17 protein-coding genes are annotated in these 16,905 nt (G+C 41.2%); 14 read left to right on the top strand and 3 right to left on the bottom strand.

Annotated features, from left to right (window positions below):
* Position 1: 1 nt before the first annotated feature.
* Positions 2-214, bottom strand: a complete 213-nt coding sequence (locus ATS72_RS05330; protein ID WP_006794656.1) for a DUF1414 domain-containing protein — start codon at positions 212-214, stop codon at positions 2-4.
* A 62-nt stretch (positions 215-276) separates the two neighbouring features.
* On the opposite strand from ATS72_RS05330, the gene yejK reads away from it, so the two are divergent.
* Positions 277-1,293, top strand: coding sequence for a nucleoid-associated protein YejK (yejK, locus tag ATS72_RS05325; RefSeq protein ID WP_058429088.1), 1,017 nt, complete (start codon positions 277-279; stop codon positions 1,291-1,293).
* 458 nt (positions 1,294-1,751) lie between these two features.
* Here yejK and rne read toward each other — a convergent pair whose 3' ends face one another.
* Positions 1,752-4,856 (bottom strand): ribonuclease E, encoded by a 3,105-nt coding sequence (gene rne / locus ATS72_RS05320; protein WP_058429087.1) that lies wholly within the window; start codon positions 4,854-4,856, stop codon positions 1,752-1,754.
* Positions 4,857-5,634: 778 nt separating this feature from the next.
* On the opposite strand from rne, the gene rluC reads away from it, so the two are divergent.
* Positions 5,635-6,597, top strand: coding sequence for a 23S rRNA pseudouridine(955/2504/2580) synthase RluC (gene rluC, locus ATS72_RS05315; protein WP_058406047.1), 963 nt, complete (start codon positions 5,635-5,637; stop codon positions 6,595-6,597).
* A gap of 3 nt (positions 6,598-6,600) precedes the next feature.
* Positions 6,601-7,251: an HAD-IA family hydrolase gene (locus tag ATS72_RS05310; RefSeq protein WP_058429086.1), complete on the top strand. Its 651-nt coding sequence runs from the start codon at positions 6,601-6,603 to the stop codon at positions 7,249-7,251.
* A 15-nt stretch (positions 7,252-7,266) separates the two neighbouring features.
* Here the strand turns inward: ATS72_RS05310 and ATS72_RS05305 are convergent, their stop codons facing one another.
* Positions 7,267-7,863, bottom strand: a complete 597-nt coding sequence (locus ATS72_RS05305; protein ID WP_058429085.1) for a Maf family protein — start codon at positions 7,861-7,863, stop codon at positions 7,267-7,269.
* A gap of 131 nt (positions 7,864-7,994) precedes the next feature.
* Between ATS72_RS05305 and yceD the strand changes: the two genes are divergently transcribed.
* From yceD to ATS72_RS05250, 11 genes are all read left to right on the top strand, one after another.
* Positions 7,995-8,519 carry a 23S rRNA accumulation protein YceD gene (yceD, locus tag ATS72_RS05300; RefSeq protein ID WP_008126337.1) on the top strand — a complete coding sequence of 175 codons (525 nt, stop codon included), beginning with the start codon at positions 7,995-7,997 and terminating at the stop codon, positions 8,517-8,519.
* 10 nt (positions 8,520-8,529) lie between these two features.
* Positions 8,530-8,700 carry a 50S ribosomal protein L32 gene (gene rpmF / locus ATS72_RS05295; protein WP_004587686.1) on the top strand — a complete coding sequence of 57 codons (171 nt, stop codon included), beginning with the start codon at positions 8,530-8,532 and terminating at the stop codon, positions 8,698-8,700.
* Between the two features lie 12 nt (positions 8,701-8,712).
* The gene (plsX, locus tag ATS72_RS05290; protein WP_010557311.1) at positions 8,713-9,753 is read left to right on the top strand and encodes a phosphate acyltransferase PlsX; all 1,041 of its coding nucleotides are present in this window, start codon (positions 8,713-8,715) and stop codon (positions 9,751-9,753) included.
* A 53-nt stretch (positions 9,754-9,806) separates the two neighbouring features.
* Positions 9,807-10,733, top strand: a complete 927-nt coding sequence (gene fabD / locus ATS72_RS05285) for an ACP S-malonyltransferase (RefSeq protein WP_058429084.1) — start codon at positions 9,807-9,809, stop codon at positions 10,731-10,733.
* Positions 10,734-10,743: 10 nt separating this feature from the next.
* Positions 10,744-11,490: a 3-oxoacyl-ACP reductase FabG gene (fabG, locus tag ATS72_RS05280; protein WP_058429083.1), complete on the top strand. Its 747-nt coding sequence runs from the start codon at positions 10,744-10,746 to the stop codon at positions 11,488-11,490.
* Positions 11,491-11,739: 249 nt separating this feature from the next.
* Positions 11,740-11,976, top strand: a complete 237-nt coding sequence (gene acpP / locus ATS72_RS05275) for an acyl carrier protein (protein ID WP_006792304.1) — start codon at positions 11,740-11,742, stop codon at positions 11,974-11,976.
* A 276-nt stretch (positions 11,977-12,252) separates the two neighbouring features.
* On the top strand, positions 12,253-13,491 hold the full coding sequence (gene fabF, locus ATS72_RS05270) for a beta-ketoacyl-ACP synthase II (RefSeq protein ID WP_058429082.1): 1,239 nt from the start codon (positions 12,253-12,255) through the stop codon (positions 13,489-13,491).
* A gap of 59 nt (positions 13,492-13,550) precedes the next feature.
* Complete coding sequence (gene pabC, locus ATS72_RS05265; protein WP_058429081.1) at positions 13,551-14,369, top strand: aminodeoxychorismate lyase; 819 nt, start codon at positions 13,551-13,553, stop codon at positions 14,367-14,369.
* Positions 14,369-15,355, top strand: coding sequence for an endolytic transglycosylase MltG (gene mltG / locus ATS72_RS05260; RefSeq protein WP_058429080.1), 987 nt, complete (start codon positions 14,369-14,371; stop codon positions 15,353-15,355). Before pabC ends, mltG begins: the two co-directional genes overlap by 1 nt.
* A 7-nt stretch (positions 15,356-15,362) precedes the next feature.
* Positions 15,363-15,989 (top strand): dTMP kinase, encoded by a 627-nt coding sequence (tmk, locus tag ATS72_RS05255; RefSeq protein ID WP_010557316.1) that lies wholly within the window; start codon positions 15,363-15,365, stop codon positions 15,987-15,989.
* Between the two features lies 1 nt (position 15,990).
* The gene (locus ATS72_RS05250) at positions 15,991-16,905 is read left to right on the top strand and encodes a DNA polymerase III subunit (protein WP_058429079.1); all 915 of its coding nucleotides are present in this window, start codon (positions 15,991-15,993) and stop codon (positions 16,903-16,905) included.

Below are 16,905 nucleotides of genomic sequence, written 5' to 3'. Positions count from 1 at the left end.
TTTATTTAACCGACTGTGAAAGTGCTTTTGCAAAGTTCTCAGTTACAGCTTGTCTTTTCCCTGTTGGTACATGCTCTTTTAGGATATGCGTGATAGAATTTCCTAAACACATAAGACTTAAATCAACCGGTGCTTTGTGTTGAGTTAACACATCAATAAGCTGGTCGACGATTTGTTCTACTTCTTCATTAGAGTATTTTGATAAGATTGGCATCAGTTGGTTCAATAAAATAGTTATATTCCCGTATTTTAACACTTGAGGCGTGAAAAACAAAGATGACAACAGACGTTAAAAAATTAGTCGTTCATTATGTAGACAAAAAAGATGACGATACGCAAATTCACCTTCGCAACGACGAAATGATCATTAATGATAAAGTCGCTGTTTTTATCGAACAATTACACCATGCATTCACGGGCAAGCCAGGTAAAGGTTACTGTGCCTTTAGTGGCGAGAAAAACAGTATTGTTGCGTCATCAATGCAAAGTTACCGCAATAACGAGCTGGGCTTTTGGCATTTAACTGAGCAAGCATCTACCGTATTAAAAGAAGAGCTAGATAAATACGCATTTAACGAAACAGGCTACTTGGTATTTTGTCATTATCAGTACGTGGCTACGGACTACATGTTAATTGCTATGATTAATATCAAAGAGCATTACTCAATGACCTCTGAGCTTGATTTAGCAGCATCGCGTCATCTTGATATTTCTCGTATGCAATTAGCAGCTCGTATAGACTTAACGGCTTGGGATACACAACCTGAGGATAATCGTTATATTTCGTTTATTAAAGGCAGAGCAGGGCGAAAAGTTGCTGATTTTTTCTTAGACTTTTTAGGCTGTGAAGAAGGTGTTGATCCTAAACAACAAAGCCAAGTTATGCTAAATGCAGTAGAAGATTACCTATCTGAGCAACAGTTTGATAAATCAGAAAAAGACGACTTACGTAAGCAGGTTTTTGATTACTGTAACGATTGTGTAACGACCGGTGAAGAAGCAAGCGTAACCGAACTATCAGCGGCTATTTCAAAAGGTAATGACAGCCCGTTTGACAGCTTTTGCAAGGACCAAAGTTACGATTTAGAAGAAACGTTCCCAGTCGATAAAAAAACCGTAACCAGTATGGTTAAATTTTCAGGTTTAGGCGGCGGTGTGAGTGTAAGCTTTGAGCGCAAGCATTTAGGTGAGCGTGTAACCTACAACGAAGCAACAGATACGTTAGTGATTAAAGGTATTCCACCAAACCTTAAAGATCAACTGCAACGCTTTATGGAAAGTGAAGGCGAATAAGCCAAGTATTCCCACAATAAAGAGATTTAAAGCGTGATAGTTATATCGCGCTTTTTTATTGGCTGTTACGCCAATAGTTAATTTAAAGCTAGCTGCTAATTTTTCGCATCTTTTATTAAATTAAAGATTCAAATTGCACAAAGAGAAGAGAATGAGGAGCAAATGAGCAGAAAGACAAATTTAAGCCATATTTTCACTTCTCTAAAAGCGCAGCGTCTCTTAACCTCTTTGTGAGTATTTGCTTTCAGGATAAAAACCCGGTGTTTAAAAGCCAGTAAGTAGTCCATTTAAAGGCGTTATGCCACTGTTTAATATTTACTTGTAGACGTAGAACTTGCTCACGTTAGAAGCGCAGCTTCTTGTTACTGTATTTTGTGCTAAGTAAAAGCATCACCCATTTAAAACAAAAAAGCCCCGCTATTTAAAAATAGCGGGGCTTTTAAATTAAGCGTTATTTACTAATCAGCGCTTAACGTTTTTGTCATTGCAGAACTTGCACGACCAGCAGGTTTAATTGAACCCGGGCGTAAACCACTATCAGGGATAAGTTCACGTTTATCGTGAGCCATAGCCACTGGTACATGTTTTACTTCACTATCTGCTGCTGGAGCAGGTTGTGCCATTGGCGCACTTGCGTGTCCTTTAGTGATCACTGTTTTAGAATTTAAAGTTGCCTCAGCCGCTTTTTCAACTACTGGTGCTTCTTTAGCTTCTACAGGCGTCTCTGTAGTTTCAACCGGTACCACTTCAGCTTCTAAAGCTGGTTCTTCAGCTTGCACTGGTTCTTCAGCTTGCCCTGGCTCTTCAGCTTGCACTGCTTCTTCAGTTTCAACTGATTCTTCAGCTTTAACTGGTTCTTCAGTTTCAACTGATTCTTCAGCTTTAACTGGCTCTTCAGCTTGCACTGGTTCTTCAGCTTGCACTGGTTCTTCAGCTTGCACTGGTTCTTCAGTTTGCACTGGCTCTTCAGTTTTAACTGGTTCTTCAGCTTTTACTTGCTCTTGAGCAACTTCAACTTTAGCTAAATCTTCAACAGCAACTGCTTGTTCAACCTGTTCAGATGCGTCAACAGCCGTTTCTTCCGATTTAGCTTTAAGTTCTGCTTCGTACTCTGCAGCAGCTTGGTCAGCAACCGGTACAAAAGCTGGGGCTTCATCAGATTTAGTTTCAGCACTTTCACCTTCAGGGCGGCGACGACGCTGACCTGATGCACGAAGATGGCGAGGAGAACGACGCGAACGTGTACGCGTTTGCTCTTCTTCAGTTGCTACAGTTTCATCTTTCGACTCAACAGTCTCTACTTTTTCTTCTTTTACAGGTGTAGGCTTTTCAGCGGCTACAGGCTTTTCTTGAACTTCAGGCTTTGCTTGAACCTGCGGCTTTTCTTCTACTGCAGCTGTTTCAACAGGAGTTTGTTCAGTTGCTTGTAGTTGCTCAGCGTTTTCGTCCTGAATACGTACTTTCTTACGAACGTTACGACGTTGACGACGAACCTTAGGCTTGTGCTCTTTAGGTGCTTCTGCAGCATTCGTGTCAGTATTTGCTTTTGCAGGCGCATCTGCCGCTTTAACTTGATCTTTATCTGCTTTGTGCTCAGGGCGCTTACGAGAGTTAGAATTACGACGACGCTTGTTGCGGTTTTCGTTCTTCTCTTGGTTCTCGTTTGCTACCGGTGAATTAGTTTTTGTTTCTACTTCATCAGTATTGCGTTCTGTGCGCTGTTTAGAGCGTGGGTTATTACGACGACGTTGATTGTTATTACGACGGCGATTATCGTTTCCACGGCGCTTATTATTACGTGCTTCTTCTTGCTGCTTTTCAACGGCTTCTTTTTTCTGCTCAGGTGTTTCGCTAGCAAAAATAGATTTAAACCAGTTCGCAAGTGCAGTAAATAAACCCGCTTCTTCTTTAGCGGCTACCGCTGCAGGCTTGGCTGCTGGAGCAGGCGCTGCTTGTGGAGCAGGGCTTGAAGGCATAACAACACCTTTCAGCATAGGCTCTTCACGAACAGGTGCTGCAGGCGATTTTGACATTTCAAACGCTTCTGGTTCAGGCGCAACAACTTGCTCGTAACTTACTGTTTCAAGTGTTTCGTCTTTACGTAAGCGCATTACTTCGTAGTGTGGTGTTTCCATGTGTTGATTAGGAATAATCACTACATCACACTTGTGATGCTTTTCAATACGGTGAACACTTCGGCGTTGTTCGTTTAACAAGTAGGCAGCAACAGCAACAGGTACTTGTGCATTTACTTGTGCTGTGTTGTCTTTAATTGCTTCTTCTTCAATTAAACGAAGGATAGACAGAGCAATCGACTCGTTAGAACGAACCGTACCTTGGCCACTACAACGAGGACACACACCTTGGCTTGCTTCACCTAACGAAGGGCGTAGGCGCTGACGCGACATTTCAAGTAAACCAAAGCGAGAAATTTTACCAATTTGTACACGAGCACGATCTGGGCGCGCAGCGTCTTTTAAGCGGTTTTCTACTTCACGCTGGTGACGTGGCGGTGTCATATCGATGAAATCTATAACAATCAAACCACCTAAGTCGCGTAAACGTAATTGGCGTGCAATTTCGTCAGCTGCTTCAAGGTTAGTATTAAGTGCTGTTTCTTCAATATCGCCACCTTTTGTTGCTTTAGACGAGTTGATATCGATAGACGTAAGTGCTTCAGTAGGATCAATAACAATTGAGCCGCCTGATGGTAAACGCACTTCACGTTGGAACGCAGACTCAATTTGGCTTTCAATTTGGTAATGCGTAAATAACGGTGTGTCGCCTTGGTAAAGCTTAACGCGGCTCATAAAGTCAGGACGAAAACGCTCAATGTGCGCTTTAGCTTCTTCAAAAACACGTGGCTTATCAATTAAAATTTCGCCAATATCACGACGTAAGTAATCACGAATCGCACGGAAAATTACGTTGCTTTCTTGGTGAATTAAAAACGGCGCTTTAGCACTGTCGGCAGCTTGTCTAATAGCTTCCCAGTGAACTAATAACGCTTTTAAATCGTAATTTAATTCTTCAAACGATTTACCAACACCCGCAGTACGCACAATTAAGCCCATACCTTTAGGTAGTTCTAAACGGCTGAGTGCTTCTTTAAGTTCGGTACGCTCATCACCTTCAATACGGCGAGAAATACCGCCAGCACGAGGATTATTAGGCATAAGTACCAAGTAGCTACCAGCAACACTAATAAAAGTTGTTAACGCTGCGCCTTTTTGACCACGTTCTTCTTTATCAACCTGAATTATTACTTCTTGGCCTTCTTTGATCACGTCACGAATATTCGGACGACCATTAAAGGTGTAACCAGCAGGGAAGTAAGTGCGGGCAATTTCTTTTAAAGGAAGGAAACCATGACGATCAGCACCGTAATCAACAAATGCTGCTTCTAAAGATGGTTCAATACGTGTGATTTTGCCTTTATAAATATTGGCTTTTTTCTGTTCGTGACCTGGGCTTTCTATATCTAAATCATATAGGCGCTGGCCATCAACCAGTGCTACGCGCATTTCTTCTTGCTGCGTTGCATTGATTAGCATACGTTTCATATTGTTACTCTATTAAATTATGTCGCTGACATGACGATGTTTTCTCGCCTGTTCAGTTGTTCCTATTTTTAGAATGTGCAGCCTCACGACTGGGTCTTTAACGGAACGGCTCTGTATTTTCGTAAGCAGTATTTTTTAAATGCTGGCAAACAATAGCGTACTAAACGCTATTAAATTCTTAATGGTGTTAAAACTGTCGGCTTTTCAGCTACGTCTACAAGTTTTACCCAGAAGTCGGCCTGTCATATCAATCTTATTAAATGTCATTCATATTAGGCGCGTAGGGCTCATTAAGTGGGTGAGCAATACAGTGTGATGTATCGCTAAATCCTGGTTTAAGAGCAAAATTCGCTGCCGATGTTAATGAATACTTATTTATTAGATTTTTTTAGTTCTAAATAAGCTGCTTTACGGTACTACAATAATTGAGCAGTTGCTGAACGGCGCTTTTTACGCCGTCACTATCAGACAAATTATCTGTTCATTGCTTTTTCAATCGCATTAAAAACCACTTCATGTTCAAACTTAACCTGCAATATATTACGCGCATTGCTGTTAGTTGACCGCACGTGTTTACTAGGTATGTATAAAAGCTTTGGAAAACTTAACTCGGATCTGTATGATCGGCTACCCAGAATGTGCATCACGAATGTTTTAATGTGTTAAGTTAAAAAGCACCGTTGTTATTTGCAAATACTAAATATTTGCGCTGCTGATTATCCCACTATTATAACTGTGTTAGCAACTAAATTATTTTACTTAAATCAGTGATTAGGCAATGTCAGAAAAAACCGGCTTACAAGTATCTTTTGTCACGATCAACGAAGACCATTTAGGTCAGCGAATTGATAACTTTCTTATTACCCATTTAAAAGGGGTGCCTAAAAGCGCAATCTACAAAATTCTTCGTAAAGGCGAGGTGCGTGTAAATAAAAAACGTATTAAGCCAGTATATAAATTACAGTTAGACGACGTTATTCGTATCCCACCTATAAAAGTGGCAGAGCGCGAAGAGTTTGTGCCTTCAAAACTAGATAAAGTAACGCGTCTTGAAGACGATATTTTATTTGAAGACAAATACCTCATTGTTATAAATAAACCATCAGGCATGGCTGTTCATGGCGGCAGTGGTTTAAGTTATGGCTTAATAGAAGCGCTGCGCGTACTTCGCCCAGAAGAGCGCAACCTTGAGCTAGTACACAGGCTTGACCGCGATACATCGGGGTGTCTACTAATTTCAAAACGCCGCTCAGTTTTAACATCGTTACACGAGCAACTTCGTGAAAAAACCATGGAAAAAAACTATTGGGCGTTAGTTGACGGCCAGTGGGATGGTAAAACTAAAAACGTAACCGAAGGCCTGCGCAAAAACACGCTTAAATCGGGCGAGCGCGTTGTACGTGTAGATAATGTTGAAGGCAAACCGTCGCATACTCGTTTTAAAGTACTAGAGCGTTTTAACGAATGTTCACTTGTACAAGCGTCGCCAGTAACAGGGCGAACACACCAAATTCGTGTACACACCCAATGCAAAGGGCATCCAATTGCATGCGACGATAAATACGGTGACCAAGCGTTTGACGCAGGAATGCGCAAAGTAGGTTTAAATCGCTTATTTTTACACGCGCACGATTTAAGTTTTTATCACCCTAAAAACGAAACCACTATGCGTGTAGAAGCACCCCTTGATAAAGCCCTTAGCAATTGCTTATTAAAGTTACGCGCAGCTAAAGAGTCTTAATGTATGGCCAGTAATCAATACAAATTAGTTATTTTTGATTGGGACGGCACCATCATGGACTCAATTGGCAAAATAGTTAACTGTATTAAATGCAGTGCACAATCTTTAAATATTGCACCGCCAAACGACACCGCAATAAAAAATATTATTGGACTGTCGCTTGAAAAGGCAATGGAGGTGCTATTCCCCAGTTACCCAACAAAGCAAACCGCACTAATTAATGCATACAAGGCACATTATAAAGTTGACCCAACACCTACACCTGTATTTGATGATGTAGCAAACGTACTCAATGCCCTTAAACAAAACGGGGCAGTACTTGCTATTGCAACAGGTAAAGGAAGAGACGGCTTAGAACGATTATTAGATCAAAGCCAGCTGAGGCATTTTTTTAGTGCCACCCGCACAAGTGACGACGCACAGTCTAAACCCTCACCCGATATGCTTTATCAATTATTAGCGGAGCTTGGCGTAAGTGCCAACGAAGCTGTAATGATAGGTGATACACAAATTGATATGGCAATGGGTAGGGCAGCAAACATGGACCGAATAGGCGTTACTATGGGTGTACACAATGCACAGCAATTAAGTGAGTATGACCCAATTGCAACAGTGGATAGCTACCAACAGTTGCAACAGGTATTAATAGGCTAACACTTAAAGCAAGCGTTATTTGGTTTGAAGGCTCAACACATCAACATTAAACTCAGCTAATAATTGGCTGAGTTTAATGAGTGGCAATCCAATTAAACTATTGGGATCGTCACCGCTTAGTTTTTCAAATAAACAAATGCCGAGTCCTTCACTTTTAAAGCTACCAGCACAATTATAAGGCTGTTCTGCATCGCAGTAAGCGCTAATTTGTGCTGTAGTGAGTGTTTTAAAAGTCACATTAAATGGTTCAACAAGGCTTCTACTTTGCCCACTTTGAATATCAAAAACACATAATCCGGTTAAAAAAGTAACTGTTTGGCCACTAAACAGGCTCAATTGCTTTACGGCGTTTTCTTTAGTGTGCGGCTTACCTAAAATTTGGTCATTAAACACAGCCACTTGATCAGAGCCAATAACTAAACCTTCGTTAAAATGTTTAGTAGCTTCAGCAGCTTTAAGTTCACTTAAACGCTTAACTAACTCATTGGGTGTTTCGTTTTCAAGTGCTGATTCGTCAACATCGGGTGAAAAGGCTTTAAACGGTAAATTAAATTTTTGTAATAAAGACTGCCTAAAAGGCGAGCTTGAGGCTAAAATAAGCGAGTGCTTCATGAATGGTTTTCCTAAGATAAATCAGATTGAGTTAGGATAAATCAGATCCGTGAGTAAAACACGTGAAAAACCTAGTAAAAATGGTTTTTTACTTTGACTAACAAACTAACTATCTATATGATGCAGCCCCTATGCAAAAGGTAAAAATTCCCTTCACTCTTCATCCTGGGAAAGCAGCGCAACACCGTTTATCATACGATGGTATTGTACCGCTTGAAAAACTGACTCGTTTACGAGGTGTTGTACAGGAAGAAGTAGGTGAAATAGCGGTAAAAATTCAGTGCAAAAACGATGAGCAAGGTTTAGTTGTGATTAGCGGCAATTTGTCCACACACGTTACTGTAACTTGTCAACGTTGTAATGATGATTTAGGGTTGGATTTGGATCAAGACTTTATGTATTCGCCAATTGGTTTGGATGCTGAGTCGGATGATCTTCCAGAAGACTACGATGAAGTAGCGCTTGATGAAAACGGTGAAATTAACGTGTTTGAGTTAATCGAAGACGAATTAATTTTAGCGGTGCCATTAGTGCCTACACACAACGAAGCTTCGTGCAATTACTCGTCAAAGCCTGCCAGCTTTGGTGTATTAAAAGCGGAAGATGATAAACCAAATCCATTTGATATTTTGAAACAACTTAAGAAAGATTCTTAGGAGAAGACTAATGGCTGTACAAAAAAGCAAAAAGTCTCGTGCAAGACGCGGCATGCGCCGTTCACACGATGCGATCAACGGTCCAACTTTAACAGTTGACCAAACTTCAGGTGAGACTCATCGTCGTCACCATGTAACTGCTGACGGTTACTACAAAGGCGTTCAAGTAATTTCTAACTAAGAGATTGCTTTGATGCTGAATAATCTAACCATAGCGTTAGATATGATGGGGGGCGATTACGGCCCCCGTTCATCTATTCCTGCTGCTGTTAGTGCAGTAAACGCTCACGCCAACCTTACACTTATACTGTGTGGTAACGAGCAAGTTATATCTAAAGAACTCGAATCCCTCGATTCTTTATCTCACCCAAGACTCATAATTCGTCATTGCAGTGAAATAGTCACTAATGCCTGCGAACCTGCTGTTGCTGTTCGTTCAAAAAAAGATTCTTCAATGCGCGTTGCCCTTGATTTAGTAAAATCAGGCGAGGCTCAAGCATGCGTAAGTTCAGGTAATACTGGCGCGTTATTTTTTATGGCGCATTACGTATTAAAAATGTTGCCTGGTGTAAAACGTCCCGCACTTATTTCATCTGTACCAACAGAGCGTAAAAATCCAGTGTATTTACTCGACTTAGGCGCAAACGTACATTGCGATAGCGAAATACTCTACCAATTTGGTCTAATGGGCTCAGTGGTTGCTGGCCAAGCACTTGGTTGTGATAACCCACGCGTAAGTTTGTTAAACATTGGCGCAGAAGACATAAAAGGCCACGACGACATAAAACACGCTGCGCAATTAATGCAGCAAAGCCCACATATAAATTATATTGGTTACAGTGAAGGTAGCGATATTTTTACAGGTAAGGCTGACGTTATCGTATGCGAAGGGTTTGTTGGCAACGTTGCCCTTAAAACCTGTGAAGGCATAGCCAAACTTATCATGAATAAGTTCTCAAAAGCCCTCGAAAAACACCTTATATATAAATGTATGGCGTTTATCCTTAGCCCAATCATAAAAAAACTCTATAAAAGGGTGAACCCCGACCAGTATAACGGTGCTTCTCTGGTAGGATTGCGCGGTATTGTCGTTAAAAGCCATGGAAACGCCTCAGCTAAGGCATTTCAAGCAGCAATCGATGAAGCGGTAAAAGAAGTTGAACGCCAACTTCCCACTAAAATAGCCGCTATTTTCGAAAAAACACATTCTAAAGACACGGTGGCCAATCAGTAAATTGATGTGCCGTGTATTTCATTATTTATTTGTTTAATTAAAAAGAGCAAAGTATGGCACAAAAAATTGCACTTCTATTCCCAGGTCAAGGTTCGCAAAGCGTAGGTATGTTACAAGCGCTTTTAGAAACCTCCGACATTGTAAAATCAACGTTTGCAGAAGCATCAACCGCATTGGGATACGACTTAGCAGCGTTAGTTCTTAACGGTCCAGAAGAAAAACTAAACGAAACCCACCGAACTCAACCTGCATTATTAACCGCAAGCGTTGCGATTTATCGCGACTGGTTAGCTAAAAATCCAGATGCCGATGTTGTCATGGCAGGACACAGCTTAGGTGAATATTCAGCACTGGTATGCAGTAACGTAATTAGTTTAAGCGAAGCTGTAAAATTAGTAGAAAACCGTGGCTTGTACATGCAAGAAGCCGTACCAGCAGGTGTGGGATCGATGGCGGCTATTATTGGTTTAGGCGACGACGAAATTAAAGCGGCGTGTTTAGCATCAGCACAAGGCGAAGTTGTATCGCCAGTTAACTACAACTCACCAGGTCAAGTAGTAATAGCCGGGCATAAAGCGGCGGTAGATAGAGCATCAGTAGCCTGTAAAGAAGCGGGCGCAAAACGCGCATTACCGTTATCGGTTAGTGTGCCTTCGCACTGCGAACTGATGAAGCCGGCAGCAGAAAAACTGGCGAATGATTTAGCCGCTTTAACATTTAATACACCTAAGTGTGATGTAATCAATAATGTAGATGTAAAAGCAGAAAGTTCAGCTAACGCGATTAAAGATGCACTTGTGCGTCAATTATACAGCCCAGTACGCTGGACAGAAACAGTGCAAGCTTTAGTGGCGCAAGGTGTAACGCAGAGCTACGAATTTGGTCCGGGTAAAGTATTAACAGGCCTGGCAAAACGAATTGATAAAGCAATGGTATGTGGCTCAGTAAACGACGCCGCTTCAATTGATACAGCTAAATAAGAGTAAATAAATGTCTAACTTATTTTCTTTAGAGGGCAAAGTTGTCCTAATTACAGGCGCAAGCCGTGGTATTGGTAAAGCAATTGCAACTATGCTGGTTGCACAAGGCGCAAAAGTCGCTGGTACAGCAACAAGCGAGTCGGGTGCGGCTAACATTAGTGACTATTTAGGTCATAACGGTAAAGGTTATGCATTAAACGTCACCGATCCTGCTTCAATTGAGGCTACTTTGGCTGCAATTAAAGCAGACTTAGGCGATATTGACGTACTAGTAAATAACGCAGGTATAACGCGCGACAATTTACTTATGCGAATGAAAGAAGCCGAGTGGGACGATATTATCGACACCAACCTAAGCTCTATTTTCCGTTTATCTAAGGCAGTGTTACGCCCAATGATGAAGAAAAAGAACGGCCGTATTATCAATATTGGTTCGGTAGTAGGCACCATGGGTAATGCAGGGCAGGCTAACTACGCTGCGGCTAAAGCGGGTGTTATTGGTTTTTCTAAATCATTAGCACGCGAAGTTGCCTCGCGCGGTATTACAGTGAACGTAATTGCACCGGGTTTTATCCAAACAGATATGACCAACGAGCTAACCGATGACCAAAAAGCAGCCACTTTAGCTAATGTGCCAGCGGGCCGTTTAGGTCAACCTGACGAAATTGCAGCTGCAGTGTGTTATTTAGCATCTGACGCTGCTGCGTATGTATCAGGCGAAACTTTGCATGTAAATGGCGCGATGTATATGGTTTAATAACCATATAGCCATTACAAAAGTAAAATTAAGTTGGCATAATTCACTAAAAAACATTGAATTATTTGTGAACTTGCTTTAAACATACTTGAAATTGCTATTAAAATAAGCGATAACAGGGAAAACACACACTCAGAGGTTTGACCAGACAATTATTTACGGTCAGATCATTGAATCAGAGAATTATGCGGCGTAAACTACCCCGCAATCTGAAAATAACGCATTGGCGTTTTAATAAAGGAAAGAAGAATGAGCGATATCCAAGAACGCGTAAAAAAAATTATCATTGAACAACTAGGTGTTAAAGAAGAAGAAGTTAAAAACGAATCTTCTTTCGTAGATGACCTAGGTGCAGATTCTCTTGATACTGTAGAACTAGTAATGGCTCTTGAAGAAGAGTTTGACACTGAGATCCCAGACGAAGAAGCTGAAAAGATCACTACAGTTCAAAGCGCAATCGATTATGTAACAGCTCACGCTGAGTAATCAATTGTATATTAAAGGCAGCATTCGCTGCCTTTAATCTATGTATCCAAACCACCTCAAAGTTCATGATTCAAAAATCAAACCTTAACTCCCCAAATTTAACTAACATTAATTTTGTTTGTGTTATGTGTTGTCAAACAAGTTTGAGACTCGCACTTTGAGGTTGCTTGGGTATGATGATCCCCTTGTGAATCTAATTGGATTAAAAAACCATTTAAAAATTAAAATGGTTAAAATTTTAATAAAATTATAAATATCCCTTATTGGAGGCAAACCGTGGCTAAACGTCGTGTCGTCGTAACTGGCTTAGGAATGTTGACGCCGCTAGGCAATGATGTTCAATCAACCTGGCAAGGCTTATTAGATGCTAAAAGTGGTATACAAACAATAACACACTTTGACACATCAAAATTTGGAACAAAGTTCGCTGGTTTAATCAACGACTTTGATGCATCGGCTTATATGCCACCAAAAGATGCAAAAAAAATGGATTTATTTATCCAATATGGTTTAGCAGCGGGTGTTCAAGCCTTTAAAGATTCAGGTTTAGAAATCACAGAAGAAAACGCAACGCGCATTGGTGTTGCTGTTGGTTCTGGTATTGGCGGCCTAACGCTAATTGAAGAAAACCACGTTAAGTTACTTAACAGTGGCCCACGTAAGCTATCTCCATTTTATGTGCCTTCTACCATTATTAATATGATCTCGGGTCATTTATCAATAATGTACGGACTACGTGGTCCTAACATTTCAATTGTAACTGCGTGTACGACAGGTTTACATAACATTGGCCATGCAGCACGTATGATTGCCTACGGCGATGCCGACGCAATGGTTGCTGGCGGTGCCGAAAAAGCGTGTACACCTATAGGTATGGGTGGCTTTAACGCGGCACGCGCATTATCAACACGAAACGACGACCCACAAGCAGCGTCGCGCCCGTGGGATAAAGACCGTGACGGTTTTGTACTTTCTGATGGTGCTGGTGTTGTAGTTGTTGAAGAATACGAACACGCAAAAGCACGTGGCGCAAACATTTATGCCGAGCTAGTTGGTTTTGGTATGAGTGGCGATGCATTCCACATGACATCTCCTCCAGAAGACGGCGCAGGCGCAGCCCTTGCAATGGAAAACGCATTAAAAGATGCGCAAGTAAATGCAGAGCAAGTAGGTTACATAAACGCCCACGGTACATCGACCAACGCTGGCGATAAAGCCGAAACTGCCGCAGTTAAATCTATTTTTGGTGATGCTGCAAAAGACGTAATGGTTGGCTCGTCTAAATCGATGATGGGTCACTTACTAGGTGCAGCGGGCTCAGTTGAATCAATCGTGTCGATATTGTCGCTAAAAGATCAAAAAGTGTCGCCTACTATCAACCTTGATAACCCAGATGAAGGCTGTGACCTAGATTACATTGCGCATACAGCACGCGATGCAAAACTAGATTATTCACTGTGTAACTCATTTGGCTTTGGTGGTACTAATGGCTCGTTGCTATTTAAAAAGGTATAATCTTTTTTAACAACGAACCACTTTATAAGAGCTCAGTTGTTTAACTGGGCTTTTTTTATATGCAAAAAATAATAAATAATACGCAAACAATCATAAATGCCAGTCAATCAAACGCCGTTAGCATAACCGACAGAGGCTTAAACTATGGCGATGGTTTTTTTACAACAGCAAAAATTGTAAATGGGCAAGTTGAATATTGGCACCACCACAAAGCTCGCTTAGCTGAATGTGCCGAGCGATTAGCCTTTCCTGAACTCGACTTTAGCCCTTTAGAGCAACACATACACAATCAAGTAAAACAAAAGCAAACGGGCGTGTTAAAAATACTCGTAACACGCGGTGAAGGCGGGCGTGGATATAACTTACCGAGCGAATGTAATTTAACAATTATAGTAAGCGTGCTTGAATACCCTGCAAACTACAATTCACTTGTAGAGCAGGGTGTTAGCCTTGAAATAAGCCCTATTAAATTAGCGGCGCAGCCTTTACTTGCGGGACTAAAAACCCTAAATAGGTTAGAGCAAGTACTCATTAAAAAAGCCATGCAAACGCAAAATTGCGACGACGTACTTGTGCTCGACTACAACAACCAGGTAATTGAAGCCTCAGCAGCTAATATATTTGCCATTAAACACGGTAAAGTATTTACACCAAAGCTCAATGAATGCGGTATAAAGGGCGTTTATCTGCAAGCGTTATGTGATAAATTAACGGTTGAGTTTAAACACATTACAGTAAACGATTTAACCATGGCCGATGCTGTATTTGTATGCAACAGCTTAATGCATGCAGTACCTGTTAATCGCATAGAGCAACAGTGCTTTAATGTAGCCCACAGCAACGCATTGCTAACTAATTTATTAGCCAAGGAGGCTTAGTGTTAAAAGTTATTTTATCAGTCGCTTTTTTAGCGATCATTAGCACAGCTATTGGCTATCAGCAATTGCAGGCAACCCTACAAAGCCCGCTAAATATAAGCGAAAGCACGCAATTTGAGGTAAAAAAGGGCACCGGTTTTAATAAATTATGCCAGCAATGGCAAGGAAAAAACTGGGTTGAAAGCTGTTGGCGTTACCAAGTTATTGCAAAGCTAGACCCCACACTAACCGATTTAAAAGCCGGGCTTTACGAGCTTTCAAATACCAGTGTTATTAATAACATAAAAAAAATAAACCAAGGTCAACAAATCAGCTTTAGCTTTACCATTATTGAAGGCCAAGCGCTGCGCGATGTATTAGCAAATATTAAAAATGCGCCTAATTTAAATAACGATCTAAAGTTAGACGAGTTAGGTAAGCAAATTATAAATGAAGATACATTGTTAGAAGGCTGGTTATTTCCAGATACTTACCACTACCAGCATAACGATACCGCAAGCAGTGTATTAAAACGCGCCGCGCAAACCATGCAACAAACACTAAGCGATGCATGGCAAAAACGTGCTAACAATTTACCTTACAGCACTGCGTACGAGGCACTAATAATGGCCTCAATTATTGAAAAAGAAACCGCAGTAGCCAGCGAGCGCCCGTTAATTGCCTCGGTTTTTGTTAATCGGTTAAACACCAAAATGCGCCTACAAACCGATCCAACCGTAATTTACGGCCTGGGTGAAAATTTTGATGGTGATATTAAATACAAAGATTTACGCAATCACACGCCATACAATACCTACCGTATTGATGGATTACCGCCAACGCCAATAGCTATGCCATCAAAAGAAGCTATTTTAGCTGCGGTAAACCCGCCACAAAGCGACTATGTTTACTTTGTAGCAAAAGGCGATGGCAGTCACCAATTTTCTACCACGTTAAAACAACATAACGCGGCAGTTAAAACCTATATTTTAAATAAAAAGAATTAACGTGTTTATGAAACCAAAATTTATAGTAGTAGAAGGCTTAGAAGGCGCGGGTAAATCAACCGCTATTTCACTTTGCCAAGACTTTTTAAACAAAAAACAAATAGATTACATTAACGTACGCGAACCTGGCGGCACGCCATTGGCCGAATCGTTACGCACCTTAGTAAAAGCCGAACACGAAGAAGAAATAGCCTTCGAAACTGAGCTGCTTATTATGTACGCCGCACGTTCGCAGCTAATGCATAACGTAATAAACCCTGCGCTTGAGCAAGGTAAATGGATATTAGCCGACCGTCACGACTTATCGTCGCAGGCGTATCAAGGCGGCGGGCGCGGCATTAGCTCAAATACACTAGCGTCGTTATCGTCTATGGTATTAAAAGGCCTAAAGCCCGACTTAACCATTTACCTCGACATAGACCCAGTAATTGGCCTTGAACGTGCTAAAGGGCGAGGTGAACTTGACCGAATAGAGCAAGAAGCCATTGAGTTTTTTCAGCGTACACGCATGCGCTACCTAGAGCTTGCAAGCGACGACAACTCAATTAAAACCGTAGATGCCAATCAAGAAATTGATAAAGTACATCGCGATATCACAAACGTATTACGTACTTTTTTTGAAGAGCTAAAATAACATGTCTCTACCTTGGCTATATGAAACACAGCAACACTTAGCACAAAGCTTTCGTGGTCAGCGTTTTCATCATGCCCAATTGTTTTGTGGGCCAGTGGGTGTAGGTAAGTTTGCCTTAAGTGACGAACTAACCAATGCCTTGTTATGCCAAAATATTACCCAGCAAACAGCCGCACCAAACAGTATTTTAGCGCCATGTGGACAATGTAAAAGTTGCTCGCTTAACCTTGCGGGTACGCACCCCGACAAGCGCATAACCCAGGTAGACGGCCAAAGCATTGGCGTAGACGACATACGCGCCATTAGCGATTTTATGAACCACTCAGCAGCGCAAAATGGCAATAAAGTAGTGGTAATAGAAAACTGCGAAAAAATGACCATGGCAGCGGCTAACGCCTTGTTAAAAACGCTTGAAGAGCCAAGCAATAGCCGGTTTTTAATATTAACCACAAGCCAACCTGCGCAATTGCCAGCCACTATTTTAAGCCGATGCGCTAAAACCGACGTAAAAGTAACAAGTACACAACTAGCGCAGCAATGGCTTGAGTCGTTACAAATACAAAATTACCCTTGGCTACCGCTTTTTTATAGCCAGCCATTACAAGTAAAACAGTGGCAAGAGCAAAACCAGTTACAAAATATAGATACCCTTTATAAGTTTGCAACTGAGTTTAAACAAAGCCATAATTTCAAAGCGTTAGTCGATATAATAAATAAACAACCGGAGCTGGTTCGTATATTTACCTTATTTTTAAGCGAGCAATTAAAACAGCAATTATTACAAGGTATGAGCTTTGAAGCGTATCAAGAAGCGCAACAAGCACTTAGCGAATTTTTGCAAAATAACACAAAAATTCTCGGCCTTAATTTACCGCTCGCCGTATCACGATTAGCGTACATTTTACGTAATAAATAA

The organism is Pseudoalteromonas sp. 13-15, from assembly GCF_001468205.2.
In the GTDB taxonomy this organism is placed as follows: Bacteria; Pseudomonadota; Gammaproteobacteria; order Enterobacterales; family Alteromonadaceae; genus Pseudoalteromonas; species Pseudoalteromonas marina.
The sequence above is the reverse complement of the archived record's forward strand: the minus strand, read 5'-3'. Positions and strand labels throughout refer to the sequence as shown.